The organism is Flavobacterium sp. P1_E4 (assembly GCF_056405915.1).
Genome location: NZ_JBFUBE010000008.1, coordinates 1 through 15,445, shown reverse-complemented (window position 1 = coordinate 15,445; position 15,445 = coordinate 1). Strand labels below are relative to the sequence as shown.

At 36.4% G+C, this 15,445-nt stretch carries 7 protein-coding genes; 1 reads left to right on the top strand and 6 read right to left on the bottom strand.

Annotated features, from left to right (window positions below):
- Positions 1 to 6: 6 nt before the first annotated feature.
- Genes AC1DY0_RS09525 through AC1DY0_RS09510 form a run of 4 tightly spaced genes read right to left on the bottom strand, consistent with a single transcriptional unit; the run spans position 7 to position 3,997 of the window.
- Positions 7 to 1,113 (bottom strand): DUF3419 family protein, encoded by a 1,107-nt coding sequence (locus AC1DY0_RS09525; protein WP_477188371.1) that lies wholly within the window; start codon positions 1,111 to 1,113, stop codon positions 7 to 9.
- A 24-nt stretch (positions 1,114 to 1,137) separates the two neighbouring features.
- Positions 1,138 to 2,202, bottom strand: coding sequence for a hypothetical protein (locus tag AC1DY0_RS09520; RefSeq protein WP_477188370.1), 1,065 nt, complete (start codon positions 2,200 to 2,202; stop codon positions 1,138 to 1,140).
- Complete coding sequence (locus tag AC1DY0_RS09515; protein WP_477188369.1) at positions 2,178 to 2,915, bottom strand: long-chain fatty aldehyde decarbonylase; 738 nt, start codon at positions 2,913 to 2,915, stop codon at positions 2,178 to 2,180. The genes AC1DY0_RS09520 and AC1DY0_RS09515 overlap by 25 nt, the downstream gene beginning before the upstream one ends.
- A 29-nt stretch (positions 2,916 to 2,944) precedes the next feature.
- On the bottom strand, positions 2,945 to 3,997 hold the full coding sequence (locus tag AC1DY0_RS09510) for a GNAT family N-acetyltransferase (protein WP_477188368.1): 1,053 nt from the start codon (positions 3,995 to 3,997) through the stop codon (positions 2,945 to 2,947).
- A gap of 686 nt (positions 3,998 to 4,683) precedes the next feature.
- On the opposite strand from AC1DY0_RS09510, the gene AC1DY0_RS09505 reads away from it, so the two are divergent.
- Positions 4,684 to 6,762 carry an efflux RND transporter permease subunit gene (locus AC1DY0_RS09505; protein ID WP_477188367.1) on the top strand — a complete coding sequence of 693 codons (2,079 nt, stop codon included), beginning with the start codon at positions 4,684 to 4,686 and terminating at the stop codon, positions 6,760 to 6,762.
- A 190-nt stretch (positions 6,763 to 6,952) separates the two neighbouring features.
- Here the strand turns inward: AC1DY0_RS09505 and AC1DY0_RS09500 are convergent, their stop codons facing one another.
- Together AC1DY0_RS09500 and AC1DY0_RS09495 are read right to left on the bottom strand one after the other, a co-directional pair.
- On the bottom strand, positions 6,953 to 8,155 hold the full coding sequence (locus tag AC1DY0_RS09500) for an NAD(P)-dependent oxidoreductase (protein ID WP_477188366.1): 1,203 nt from the start codon (positions 8,153 to 8,155) through the stop codon (positions 6,953 to 6,955).
- A gap of 570 nt (positions 8,156 to 8,725) precedes the next feature.
- The coding region (locus AC1DY0_RS09495; protein WP_477188365.1) for an HYR domain-containing protein at positions 8,726 to 15,445 on the bottom strand (6,720 nt) is incomplete at its 5' end.

The window sequence follows — 15,445 nt, the reverse complement described above, 5'->3', positions numbered from 1 at the left end:
TATTTTTTATTTATTAATAGTATAGGCTGCTACTTTTCCATATACAAACGAACGGTCGTTATCAAAAATAAACTTGCTTAGAGTCTCGTCTTTTACAATTTTTTGCTTCAATGTATCTGGAACATCACGAGGTATCATTAAATTGCGAAAGATAACTCTCCCTTCATTCCTAGAAGTTCGGTAAACAGAATCAAACATTCGGTTGGTTTCATTCTCACTCATCAATTCACAAATATTGGATAATGCAAAACAATCAATACTGCTATTAGGCATACTATCAATCCAGTTTTGAGCTTCTGCTGTAACTATTTTTATCTTGTCAATTCTAGATTTTAATACCTCAAAATTTTCTCTTTGCAAATAGGCCGGCACTTCATATTCATTTTTGTACTTTCCTAAAAGGTATAGGAATAAAAAATAATTTCCTTTTACCGGAATATTCCGAAATGCTTTTTTGGAACGATTATAAAAACTTTCGGCAAAGGATTTACTTCCATCATCAAAATAAAAGTAATCGGCCACTAAACCTCGTTTGGCGAGTATTCGTTTATTAAATAATATCTTAAACATAAAATGAAAGCGTTTAGTATCCCATATATTATCATAATAAATCTCTTGTTCGGATTTAGATTTTTCCGTTAGTAAACCCAAAACCCTTTTTTTGCCTTGCAAGAAATTGATAAATTTTCCTGCTAACAGTATAAACCTTTCAAATCTCCCATTCATAATAAATCCATTGGTTATAATTTTGGTGTTTTGGTCCCAAAAAACAAGAGCATCTTTACTTAAAACAGGTTTAATTTTTTCATATAATTCGAGTCTATGTTTACACTCCTTTAATCCCGAAAACATAATAAAACTATCAAAATCAAGACTTTTGATAGCCGCTATTTTTAATTCTAATAAATAGGATTGTGCCGGATTAATATCAATGCTGTAAATAATTTCAGGATCAAACATTAAAAATCCTAAAACATTACAACCCCCAGAAGTAATTGCCAAAACAGTTTCATTTTTTTTAATTTTCAATGCAGCATGGTCACTTTCAGGATCTTCCCAATTATGCGTAAATACTAACTTGAAGAGGGATACTTGATTTTGTACTTTTTCCATTGTAAAAGATTTTATAAAAAAATATTACCATATACCTTTTGAATTATAAAATGGTGCGAGTGTAATTCCATGTTTTAAACTTAGAGTATAAATTTCTTCTATTTTATCAACAGTAATATTCCCTTTCCCAGTGGAATAATTTTCTATCTTATTTTCAAAAGCAAGTACCATGGCTTCTAGGAGACAACCATGTATAATATTGGGCGCCGGGTAACGATAAATGTTATGTGAATAATCCGGTATAAAATTAAATCCTTGACTTACTTGTCCCATTCCGCCATGAAACAAATTTACATCTACACGATCTTCAATTTTGGTTTCTAAATTTTTAGGATAACCGGCATCACATATAAGAACCCCTTTTTTACAATTAATTAGTTTTATCCCTGTTGAACTTGCTGCAGAGATTATAATGTCTGCCTCAGGAATAAGCTGATCAATATCGATTGAATAATTAACCGAAATATTTTCTTCAGTTAATTGTTTTGATAAACTCACCAGTCTTTGATTGTTTCGGGCATTTAAAAGCAATTTCTTACTCTTAGTTTTTAGATAATTTACACAAGCCATTCCAATATCGCCTGTAGCACCAATAATTAAAATAGTAGATTCTTGAATATTAATTTTATGATTCAAGGCCGCTTTTTCTATGCCTTTTACAATAAAAGCAGCTGTTAATGTATTACCCGTTGTAAATTTAGTTTCGTCCTGAGAGAACAAATTTAAATTCCCTTCCAAAACAATAGAAGTAAAACCACCAAGCGATACAATCTTTGCTCCCATTTTTTTGGCTTGCAAAACCGCATCCATCACTTTACTTATATTGGTTCTTATGGATTGTGAATCCAATTTGTCAGGATCAATAAAAGTTTCTATATAAACACCGTTTATTTCGGCATTTGTTTTTGATTTGACCTTCGCCCTGAAAAGATCTCTTGCTGGAATAAACGAAAATATATCTTTAATTTTTTCTAAAGTAAGTTTCTCTTGATCAGCAGTTCGAATACCATTTATAAAAGAGGAAATAGTATCCCAATTTTCCTGATGTCCTATAGCTGCAAAATCTAAGCTGGGAGTTGAGCGATCCATACGATTGATTTTTCTCCGGGTATTCCAATATTATCAAGTGCTTTTGCATAAAGTGCCATTGCATTCCCTCTCATATTATTAATATTTAACCCTATATGATGTAACGAACCTTTCATGCAATCACCATTACATACACCACAATGCCCACGAAGATCTGTTGTTGCTGTAAACTCTGCAAGAATGGTCATGCAATTAAAATGAACCTCTTCAAATTTATTTATAAAGGCATGATAATCCTTTTGCAATTCGGATCTTAATAAATCTGAAGAATGTTCTAAATGCTCTTTTTCTTCATCTGCAATCCTCAAAAAAAGCTTTTTTGCTTCTCCACCTATTGCATTACCAACATCTTTATACATTGAAATTGCAAATGATTCCAATATTACCTCTTGAATAATTAGACAGGCAATAAAATCTTTTTTATGGGCGTAGTTTAAAAATTGTTTTCGAACATTGCCCCAATACTCGCTATCCAGATTTATGTTAATTTTTAATTCCATTTTTTTAGCAAAAGCCATAAATCCTTCAGCATGCATTCGTTCACTATTGGCATGCTCTACAGCTTCCATTTTTTCATTAGGATCATCAATTGTTTCCGCAAGTGATGCGAAATTTGACATTCCTATAAGTTCACCAGTTATCGCTTGCGAGAAAACATCAGAAATAACATTAAATTCTTCAACTGTAAGTACTGTTTTTGTTTCAACTTCCATGATTTTAAAATTTAAGATTCAAAAAGGAATTATACAAGAGAATAGTCTTCGAAAGGTATTCCCTGTTTAACATTTTTCATTTTTTGCTTGTCATTCTGTACACTTAGGAGCATCCCTACAGAATTAAAAGTAAGCTTGAGTAATCCTTTAAAACAATAATTTAAAGGATCTTTTTCATGCAATCCAATAGAAACGAAAGAATAGTCTTTTTGAAAGACTATATTTCTCGCATGATTAATTAACCCTTTAACCATCTCTTTTTCATTGCCATTTACTGCTAAATATTTTACATAAACCATTTTTACAGGTTCGTTTAGTACAGGCATTTTGGATATTCCATAAAAGCTTCTAAATAAATTTATAAACTGAAGTAAATATCTCATTTTCCTAGAAAGATGTATCACAACATTTTGTTTCACATCCATGGTATCTATGAGGCACATAGCAGCAATGATTTGGATACCGTTTCGAATAACAAAACTGGTAGTCCCTTCTATTTTCTCTTTTGTAATGACAGTTCCTAGTTCATAATTAGAGTAATGTTCATTTAGAAATTGCACTAATTCTTCAGTAACTTGAGTCTCTTCAATTTTGAATTCTGAATTGGTTGTTTTTTTTCTTTTCCCTATAAATTGAATGATATTAAAAACTCCTATGTTTTCAAAATCAGGAATATTTGGTCTGCCTTTAAAGAATGAAATCGGTTTTTTATTTCCTTTTGAAAAATTAAGAAAAGCTAAGTCTACACCCGTTGATATAACATAATCAGCCAATTGATTGCATAAATTAAGTCCAACACCACTATTTCTGTACGATTCTAAAACTTTAAAATCACCAATATAATGGATCGGAAAAATTTGTTTATTAATATAAACTTCTTGAAGCGATACACATATACAGCCAATTATGACAGTATCATCAACTGCTACAAATACGGTACTCTTTCCTCGAAAAATCAATAGCTTAAAAAAATTAGGCTGACGATCAATTCGCAAAGAAATATCTCCCATCATGCCTGAGGCTGATGTCAAATCAATTAATTGTTGATTATCTTCAATGTTTGCTATTCGATATTTAATCATTTTCTATAAAATATGAAACTAATCCAAACGTTTAGACACTTTTAGAAAGTTGACCAAAAAATTTCATGCTTTTTGGGCAGAAAAATTACTTTAAAAAATCAATTTGATCCTTAATTTTTTTGATAATAAAATTTAGAATGAATACAAAATAGTATTACTCTAGATTATAACACTTTAAAAAAAATTAGAAAATTTTAAAAGAAAAATTAATCAACGTATTCTATGAAAGGATTAAATACAGATGACATCCTTAATATACATTAATACAAAGTTATGTTAATTTAAAACACATATGATATTTAATTTATTAAAATTAAATATGAAATTTATATTTAAAAGTAATTACTTAATTATTTGACATATATTTGAATTGGTTTTAGATCTACAGATTATGCTCCTAAATTTCTATTAAACTGCCCATAAATTCATAGATAGAGATTCTTCTACATCGAACAATTTTTAAAAATATTATTTTAGAAATGAATTGAAATAAAGTTTAAAAAAAAAGAAAAATCATGTTTGGGAAATGGATCTATAAATATAATGCACTTATCCTCTTAATCACATTTTTCATATGTGTTTGGTCCATTTTTTTATTTCCAAAACTAAAAACCGATGTAGATTTTAAACAATACTTTCCTAAAGGCGAACCTGCATTAGTAAATTATGAGTCATTTGCTAAAAAAATGGGCGCTTCAGATAATTTATTGGTAATCTCAATTACAAGTAAAAAGCCAATATTTGATTCCCTCTTTTTAAAAAAAATACATCAACTACAATTGCATATCGATTCTATTCCAGATATTAGAAATTCAAGTTCTCTACTTACTTTAAAAAAATATAAAAATCATGGGCTAGTCTTCTTGGAGAAAAGACCATATATTCAACTGTTATCCTCTAAAAATTATGCCAGAGACAGCTTAGAAATTTTTAAAGATTTTCAATTAACCCAACATTACATTACCAAAGATTCCAAAACATTAAAAATCATAATTCAGATTTCGGATAATATTCCTCTTGGTCGGATGGATTCAATTATCAAAAAAATAGATGCTAAAACATCTGATTTAATGTTAAAAAATGTTCACATATTAGGCAGAAAATTTATAGAATCTGAATATAAAAAAATAATAAATAAAGAATTAAAAACGTCATTATTTCTTTGTTTCGCTTTTGTTTTTATGATATTGCTAATACTGCATCGTTCATTAATTGGTGCTCTATTACCATTAATCTGCATGATCATTTCTTTAATAATGCTATACGGTTATATGGCCATATTAAATAGACCTTTGACAATAATGTCCAATTTGTTTCCTACCATTATATTAATTGTAGGCATTTCGGACGTAATTCATATCAGCAGCAAATTTGCTTACGAATCTCTTCAAACTAGTGATTCTGTATTTGCGATAAATAAAACAATTAAAGAGATTGGACTAACTACTTTTATCAACTCCTTTACAACCGCTCTAGGTTTTCTTACCTTATTAACAATGAGCATGAAAACCATGCAATCTTTTGGGGTCGATGCCGCAGTTGGCCTAATGATTTGTTGGATAAACTCTATATTACTCTTACCTGCACTTTTATTGCGATTCAATCTTGCTAAATTTTTCAAAAAACCAGTTGTATCGACACAATGGTATACTTTTTTGAATCTTATTTTAAGATTCACTTATGCTTATCCCAAACGTATTCTTATATCTTTTATGTTATTAATAATTATATCTGTGTTTGGTATACTAAAAATAAATACCAATAATCATATTTTACCCAGCCTTCCAAAGAATAACCGACTGTATACTGATTTTCAGTTTTTTGATAAAAATTTAAACGGAGGAAGAAGTTTTGAACTTATCATTACAACAAAGAACAATCATAAATTATATGAAAAAAAAGTACTGAAAAATATAGAAAAATTAGAAAACTATCTTCAAAAAGAATCAAGTGTTTCAGAAATCATTTCACCTGTTTTAATCTACAAATGGATGAATCATGTTTTTAATAAAAATTCAAATTGGCAACTCCCAGAAACTCAAAATGATTGTAACAAATACTTTTTATACTCTACAACAAAAAAAAGTGACTTTCCGATACAAATCATTGATAGCACAAATACTATTGGGCGTTTAAGTGGTCGCATAGAAGACATTGGCCGCAGAAATATGGAGTATCGACAAATAAAAATAATGAAATGGATCAGTCAAAATATTGATACTTCAATTGTAAATTTTGAATTCACAGGCTTTGATTATATGACTGATATTGGGCATCAATTAAAAATTGACAATACTATAAATAGCTTTCTGCTTGAAATACTGGTGGTATCACTAATAATAGGTTTAATCTATAAATCCTTTATAATGGTTTCTATCTCATTTATTTCGAATATTATTCCTATTATATTAATTGGTGGTGTCTTAGGCTATTCGAATATAGAATTTAGAGGTTCAACTACAATAATTTTCGCCATCGGATATGTGATTGCCGTTGATGACACACTTCATTTTATTAATCGTTTTCAACTAGAAAAAAGAAAAGGAAATACAACCGAAAATGCCCTAAGGAATACCTATCTCTATACAGGAAGAGCAATGGTAATGACTTCTTTAATCCTGTTAGGAGGCTTTTTGATTCTGTTATATTCTTCTTTTAATGATATTTTTATTCATGGCTTTTTAATGAGTTTAATCATTATTGTAGCCTTAATAACCGAGTTACTACTTACCCCAATAATGATAGCCTATTTTTATAGAAAGTAAAAAACAAGTTATCAATTTCGTAGATTAAAAAACTATCATAAAAGGAAGTACTATTTTTTTTTAAGAATTGTTTAATAGTTCCCAATTTTGACCAATGAATAAAAACAGAGGATATGGTTTAAAATAATTATGAGTTATGAATTATGTAAAACTCATAATTCATAACTCATAATTCATAATTTAAAAAAAACTACTTCCCATCCACGTAGTCCTGTAAATAACTAAAACGTTCGGTTAGTTTTCCGTTTTCGGTCATTTTGGCTCTTTTAAGAATACCGTCTTTATCTCCGTTAAAAAAAGCAGGAATAACGTGTTCTGAAAACATTTCTCCAAAACCTTCACTGGCGTCTTTTGGTAATTCACAAGGCAAATTATCAACAGCCATTACTACAACTGCTGCTGGATGAAAAACATCTACTTCTTTATTTTCGCTAGGTAAATAACCATACAAAGGTTCTGCAATAGTCGAAGAACGCAAAGTACAGGCAACTGGTCCGTTGACGTCACAGGAAATATCTGCCACAACTTTTATCTTGCAATCATTGGCCTGAAGCATTTCCTGACTTAAAATTACAGGAGCTCCATTGCCATAAAAATGTCCTGCAATGTAAATATCGGAAACTTTGGTAAATCGTTCGAAATCGGAAACATACTCCGATGGGTTATCGTGAAAATCAGTATAATCAAGAACTTGACCGTCTTTTCTTTTATTATAATCCAAAACATCTATTTGGGTATAGACAGCTTGGGTGTAATTTTTAGTCAAATAATTGTCTGGTGTGACTTCTTTTATTTTCATGGCATCCAAAATTTCTTTGGCCCCATTCCCAACTTTTCCTGTTCCTGTTACCACAATTTTTAAAGGAGGTAAAACCAACCTTCTTAAATGGGCAATCAATGCATCTTTACCCGAAAGTGTTTCGGCTTTTGGCATTTTAAACAATTCGAATTTTAAACCGAAAGCACGAAAAGCATTGTAAGTTCCAACAATTCCTGCATATCTTCCAAAACCAATTAATCTACGATTATGGGAATCTATGATAGTTTCGTGGTCATACAAGTCAATATTTTTTTCTAAAATAGCTTGCAATAACTTTCTATTATACGGTTGTTTTTTAATCGTATGCGAAAAAAAGAAATAGGCTTTATTAGAAATCAAGTTGTCAACTGGTACTTCTTTTACCCCAAAAAGAACATCACAATCACTTACATCATTGGCTACTTCAATTCCCATACTTTGGTATTGAACATCGGTAAAAATGCGAATATCGGAGCTTTCTACTTTTACTGTACAATCATGATACAGTTGCTTTATTTTTGCCAATTCATTAGGCGAGAAAACGACTCTTCTATCGGGTGGATTTTTTCTTTCTTTTATGATTCCGAATTTCATTTTGAATATTTTAAAAATATAACTTTATTAACATTATTTGTTACAAACATAACAATTAATTTTGAAATAACTCCATTTTACAGAATTAATTCTAAAAGTCAATAAAACTAGTCTAAACAATCCGTATGCGCAAAGTTGGGAACTAAATATGTAGTTTTTATTATAATTTCTTTAGTAATAGATACTATTTATAGCTACTTTCTATCTATGGTTATCAATTCAAGAATATCATCTTTTTAGGTACAAATAACCCGCACGTTTCATAGGACTCGTTTGTATTTTTTCTGTATTGAATAGTATAAAAATAGGTATCTTCATTCACTCTAGCTCCATTACTATATCTTGTATTTCCAGAACCCTCACCTCTAAACACATTCCCATTCTTCCAAAAACGGTCAATAATCCATATTTGTGAGAGGATAAAGACCAATAATAGTTTTCCCTTCTAAGACTTTTTCTAAAACAAAATTTTCAAAAGCTTGATTTCAGTACATTCATTTGCAACTTCATGAACAATATCAACAAGAATTATATTCAGTTTAAAAATACAGACCAATTAGACCAAGGCCATTAATTTTTAATATACAAATAACCTGTTTTATGGAAACTATCACCAGTTGAATTCGAATATTTTAAAAGATAGAAGTAGGTTCCGTCAGGCAAGTTAGAATCTTTACCAATAGTTCCTTTTCCTTCAGAAACTCCTTTAAAAACATTTGTAACATTATCATATCCTTTTGTTTCGAAAACTAAAGCGCCCCATCGGTTATAAATTTCTACTGAATTATTAGGATAACATTCAATTCCACTAATAATCAAAGCATCATTAACTCCTGAGCTATCATTTGGACTTAGAGCGTTATAAACTTTTATCTCACATCCATTAATTTCAATAACTGTTGGATCATCACCTAAACCATCATCGTTATCAGATAAATCACTAATTATATTACCTTCTGCATCTGTAGCTGAAACAATTGCTTGATTTGTTACACTTCCATTCAATAAATCTTGTAATACAAGTGTATAAGTACCTACAAAAGTAACTGAATCTGATTGTCCAGGTGCGAGATCAATTGGCCCTCCTGTTATTATAACTCCTGGTAATAGGTCCGAAATTGTAATATTTAATAATGTAACACTACCCGTATTTGTAACTGTATATTTATAGATAATTGTTTCCCCTACTTGTGCTATTCCATCTCCATTGCTATCATTAAATTCAGCTTTATTAATTAATAAGATACTTGCAGAATTGCTTAACAGTACTATTGTACAAGAACTACAATTTGGATCAATTGGAGTACATGTTACGCAAGGTGTTGGATCTGTCGAAGTAGCCGTTATTTGAGAACTTACAATAGGTTTACCTTTAACTAAAGCAAGGTTATCTACCTGACCTGCATCGATATCAGCTTGCGTAATATTATGAATCGCAGTAAAAGTTGAGACATTTGAGGATCCAACACCAAGAATATCTATAGGGCCTCCTGTTACTATTGCATTTATATCTGTAACAATAATTTCAAAAAGCGGAACATTTCCAGTATTTGTAACAACAAAATTATAAAAAACCGAATCTCCCACATTTGTTCGTCCATCTCCATTGTTATCCACATAAGTACCATCTTTAGTTATACTCACACTTGGAGAAGGCGTACCAGCAGTAACTAATATACTTGTTGTCGTTGTATCACAAATTGTTGGATTAGCAACTTGACAAATAGTATACGTTAATGGATATCTTCCTGCTGCTGTTCCAGGAGCTACGGTTATAGTTCCGTCAGGATTTAATGTTAATCCTGACGCTAATGGTAACGAAGTTAAAATAACATCTGCAGGTAAAAATGGTAAACCATTTAAAGTATCATTATCAAATACAGATAAAACTGTCCCTCCTGTAGTACCAATCTCTGGTTCTCTCACATAGGCAACAGCATCTATTGAAGTTACTATAACATTTGTTGTTGCCGTATCACAAATTATTGGATTTGCAACTTGACAAATAGTATAAGTTAATGGATATACTCCGGGTGCTGTTAGTGGCGCAACGCTTATAGTTCCATCAGGATTTAATCTTAATCCTGATGCTAATGGCAACGAAGTTAAAATAACATCGGCTGGTGAAAATAATTGACCATTCAAGGTGTCATTAGCAAATACACTTTGGGTTGTGCCTCCAGATGTTCCATTAATTGGTGCTAGTATATCGATTACAGCATCAATTGTATCTGTTGCACCTGTTACTGTTACTGTTACTTTAGCGGTATCACAATTTGACGGGTTTAGTATTTCACAGATCTGGTAATTTATAGTATATATTCCTGCAGCTGTACCTGGAGCCACTGTTACAGAACCATCAGTATTAACCTTTAATTCTTTTGTAGGTACAGAAACGATTGTCACTTGAGAAGGAATTAGTGCAACACAATTTAGAATATCATTGTTTAAAACATTTATACCTGCATCACCTCCACTAAATCCGTTAATTGGACCTGCTGTATCATCAACAGCATCTATTGCACCGAAAACAGAAACTATTTGAGTACAAGTTTGAGTGTTGCCCGCTACATCGGTTGCCGTCCAGGTTACTGTCGTGATTCCAATACTAAATGTTGCTGGCGCATCATTGGTGATTACCAAATTGGCTCCTGTTGAACAATTATCGGTTGCCGTTGCAGTACCTAAATTCACACCAGCTGCAGTACATAATCCTGCATCGGCTGCTACACTTACATCCGAAGGGCAAGTGATGGTTGGTTTTTCTGTATCGCTTACCGTTACGGTTTGCGTACAAGTTTGGGTGTTGCCCGCTGCATCGGTTGCTATCCAAGTTACTGTCGTGGTTCCAATATTGAATGTGGTTGGCGCATCATTGGTGATTACCAAATTGGCTCCTGTTGAACAATTATCGGTTACCGTTGCAGTACCTAAAGACACAGCAGTTGCAGTACATAATCCTGCATCGGCTGCTACACTTACATCCGAAGGGCAAGTGATGGTTGGTTTTTCGGTATCGCTTACCGTTACGGTTTGCGTACAAGTTTGGGTGTTGCCCGCTGCATCGGTTGCTATCCAAGTTACTGTCGTGGTTCCAAGATTGAATGTGGTTGGCGCATCATTGGTGATTACCAAATTGGCTCCTGTTGAACAATTATCGGTTGCCGTTGCAATACCTAAATTCACAGCAGTTGCAGTACATAATCCTGCATCGGCTGCTACTCTTACATCCGAAAGGCAAGTGATGGTTGGTTTTTCGGTATCGCTTACCGTTACGGTTTGCGTACAAGTTTGGGTGTTGCCCGCTGTATCGGTTGCTGTCCAAGTTACTGTCGTGGTTCCAATATTGAATGTGGTTGGCGCATCATTGGTGATTACCAAATTGACTCCTGTTGAACAATTATCGGTTGCCGTTGCAGTACCTAAAGACACACCAGCTGCAGTACATAATCCTGCATCGGCTGCTACACTTACATTCGAAGGGCAAGTGATGGTTGGTTTTTCTGTATCGCTTACCGTTACGGTTTGCATACAAGTTTGGGTGTTGCCCCCTGCATCGGTTGCTGTCCAAGTTACTGTCGTGGTTCCAAGATTGAATGTGGTTGGCCCATCATTGGTGATTACCAAATTGGCTCCTGTTGAACAATTATCGGTTGCCGTTGCAGTACCTAAAGACACAGCAGTTGCAGTACATAATCCTGCATCGGCTGCTACACTTACATTCGAAGGGCAAGTGATGGTTGGTTTTTCTGTATCGCTTACCGTTACGGTTTGCGTACAAGTTTGGGTGTTGCCCCCTGCATCGGTTGCTGTCCAAGTTACTGTCGTGGTTCCAATATTGAATGTGGTTGGCGCATCATTGGTGATTACCAAATTGGCTCCTGTTGAACAATTATCGGTTGCCGTTGCAGTACCTAAAGACACAGCAGTTGCAGTACATAATCCTGCATCGGCTGCTACACTTACATTCGAAGGGCAAGTGATGGTTGGTTTTTCGGTATCGCTTACCGTTACGGTTTGCGTACAAGTTTGGGTGTTGCCCGCTGCATCGGTTGCTGTCCAAGTTACTGTCGTGGTTCCAATATTGAATGTGGTTGGCGCATCATTGGTGATTACCAAATTGGCTCCTGTTGAACAATTATCGGTTGCCGTTGCAGTACCTAAAGACACAGCAGTTGCAGTACATAATCCTGCATCGGCTGCTACACTTACATCCGAAGGGCAAGTGATGGTTGGTTTTTCGGTATCGCTTACCGTTACGGTTTGCGTACAAGTTTGGGTGTTGCCGGCTGCATCGGTTGCTGTCCAAGTTACTGTCGTGGTTCCAATATTGAATGTGGTTGGCGCATCATTGATGATTACCAAATTGGCTCCTGTTGAACAATTATCGGTTGCCGTTGCAGTACCTAAAGACACAGCAGTTGCAGTACAAAGACCTGCGTCATTATTAACGGTAACATTAGTCGGACAAGTAATTGACGGCAGAATTTTGTCATCGCACCAGGCATAGATAACGGTTTTAATATCCTTATTTCCACAACCATCTGTAGCTGTCACAGTGAAGTCCTGAGACTTACTGCAAGTTCCGGTTATGGTTCCTGCAACTGCTGTGATTGCTGGTGTGCCGCAATTATCCGTAGCTGAAGAAGCTGACACAACGCTTGCCTCAGTTGGTAGTGTTACTGGATTGCAACCTAAAGCCAAACTTGTTGTAGGCACTGTTAACACCGGAAGCTCCGTGTCTCTAGTATAAGTTACCGTTTGTGAAGCCAAGCCTGTATTTCCGCAAGCATCGGTTACCGTCCAGTTTTTGGTGGTAGAGAAACTACAACCCGAGCCTGTTTCTGCTGCTTCGGTGCCAATAGCACTTAAGCCTGTTGAACAATTATCGCTTACCGAAGCGGTGCCGAAAGCTGCCGTTATTTCTGCTGCCGTTGGATTACAGCCCAATGTACCTGCAGCAATTAAAGTGATCACCGGAAGTTCCGTGTCTCGGGTATAAGTTAGCGTTTGCGAAGCCAAGCCTATGTTGCCGCAAGTATCCGTTACCGTCCAGTTTTTGGTGGTAGAGAACGTACAACCCGAGCCTGTTTCTGCTGCTTCGGTGCCGGTTGCTGTTAAGCCCGTTGAGCAGTTGTCGCTTACACTCGCTGTTCCGAAGGCTGCTGTGATTTCTGCTGCTGTCGGATTACAAAGTACCGTGCCTGCCGGGGTCAAGGTGATCACCGGAAGCTCCGTGTCTCTAGTATAAGGTACCGTTTGCGAAGCCAAGCCTGTGTTCCCGCAAGTATCGGTTACCGTCCAGTTTTTGGTGGTCGAGAACGTGCAACCCGAACCCGTTTCTGCTGCTTCGGTGCCAGTTGCAGTTAGGCCCGTGGAGCAGTTATCGCTGACTGTGGCTGTGCCGAAGGCTGCTGTGATTTCTGCTGCTGTTGGATTACAAAGTACTGTGCTTGCCGGGGCCAATGTAATCAATGGAAGCTGCGTGTCTCTAGTATAAGTTAGCGTTTGTGAAGCCGTTCCTGTATTTCCGCAGGCATCGGTTACTGTCCAGTTTTTGGTGGTAGAGAAAGTACAGTCACTGCCTGTTTCTAAAGTCTCTGTACCGCTGGCCGCTAAACCTGTTGAACAAGTATCGCTGACTGTCGCCGTGCCGAAGGCTGCCGTGATTTCTGCTGCCGTTGGATTACAACCCAATGTGCCCACTGGGGTTAAAATGATCACCGGAAGCTGCGTGTCTCTAGTATAAGTCACCGTTTGCGAAGCCGTGCCTGTATTGCCGCAAGCATCTGTTACTGTCCAGTTTTTGGTGGTGGAGAACGTGCAACCTGAGCCAGTTTCTGCTGCTTCGGTACCGGTTGCAATTAAACCTGTGGAGCAGTTGTCGCTGACTGTGGCTGTTCCGAAGGCTGCTGTGATTTCTGCTGGCGTTGGATTACATCCCAATGTGCCAGCCGGGGTTAAAGTGATTACCGGAAGCTGTGTGTCCCTGGTATAAGTTAGTGTCTGTGAAGCCGTGCCTGTGTTTCCGCAGGCATCAGTTACCGTCCAGTTTTTGGTGGTCGAAAAAGTACAGTCACTGCCGCTTTCTAAAGTCTCTGTACCGGTGGCCACTAAGCCTGTTGAACAAGTATCGCTGACTGTGGCGGTGCCGAAGGCTGCCGTTATTTCTGCTGCCGTTGGATTACAGCCCAATGTGCCTGCAGCGGTTAAAGTGATCACCGGAAGCTGCGTGTCTCTGGTATAAGTTATGGTTTGCGAAGCCGTGCCTGTGTTTCCGCAGGCATCGGTTACCGTCCAGTTTTTGGTGGTCGAAAAAGTACAGTCACTGCCGCTTTCTAAAGTCTCTGTACCGGTGGCCACTAAGCCTGTTGAACAAGTATCGCTGACTGTGGCGGTGCCGAAGGCTGCCGTTATTTCTGCTGCTGTTGGATTACAGCCCAATGTGCCTGCTGGGGTCAATGTGATTACCGGAAGCTGCGTGTCTCTAGTATAAGTAACCGTTTGCGAAGTCGTGCCAGTGTTGCCGCACGCATCGGTCACCGTCCAGTTTTTGGTGGTCGAGAAAGTACAACCACTGCCAGTTTCTGCCGCTTCGGCACCGGTTGCAGTTAGACCCGTTGAGCAGTTATCGCTTACACTCGCTGTTCCGAAGGCTGCCGTGATTTCTGCTGCCGTTGGATTACAGCCCAATGTACCTGCAGCGGTTAAAGTGATCACCGGAAGTTCCGTGTCTCGGGTATAAGTTACCGTTTGTGAAGCCGTGCCTGTGTTCCCGCAAGTATCGGTTACCGTCCAGTTTTTGGTGGTAGAAAAAGTACAGCCACTTCCGGTTTCTAAGGTCTCTGTACCGCTGGCAACTAAACCTATTGAGCAGTTGTCGCTTACACTGGCTGTGCCGAAGGCTGCCGTTATTTCTGCTGCCGTTGGATTACAACCTAATGTACCTGCAGCAGTTAAAGTGATCACCGGAAGTTCCGTGTCTCGCGTATAAGTTAGCGTTTGTGAAGCCGTGCCTGTATTTCCGCAGGCATCGGTTACCGTCCAGTTTTTGGTGGTAGAGAACGTACAACCCGAGCCGGTTTCTGCTGCTTCGGTACCGATTGCAGTTAGGCCCGTTGAGCAGTTGTCGCTTACACTGGCGGTGCCGAAGGCTGCTGTGATTTCTGCTGCTGTCGGATTACAAAGTACCGTGCCTGACGGGGTCAAGGTGATCACCGGAAGTTCCGTGTCTCGGGTATAAGTTAGCGTTTGTGAAGCCGTGCCTGTATTTCCGCAAGCATCGGATAC

Excerpts from the sequence above, each read along its gene's own strand:
- AC1DY0_RS09520 (WP_477188370.1), bottom strand. The coding sequence starts at position 2,202 with ATGGATCGCTCAACTCCCAGCTTAGATTTTGCAGCTATAGGACATCAG.
- AC1DY0_RS09500 (WP_477188366.1), bottom strand. The coding sequence starts at position 8,155 with ATGAAATTCGGAATCATAAAAGAAAGAAAAAATCCACCCGATAGAAGA.
- AC1DY0_RS09505 (WP_477188367.1), top strand. The coding sequence starts at position 4,684 with ATGGGCGCTTCAGATAATTTATTGGTAATCTCAATTACAAGTAAAAAG.
- AC1DY0_RS09510 (WP_477188368.1), bottom strand. The coding sequence starts at position 3,997 with ATGATTAAATATCGAATAGCAAACATTGAAGATAATCAACAATTAATT.
- AC1DY0_RS09515 (WP_477188369.1), bottom strand. The coding sequence starts at position 2,915 with ATGGAAGTTGAAACAAAAACAGTACTTACAGTTGAAGAATTTAATGTT.
- AC1DY0_RS09525 (WP_477188371.1), bottom strand. The coding sequence starts at position 1,113 with ATGGAAAAAGTACAAAATCAAGTATCCCTCTTCAAGTTAGTATTTACG.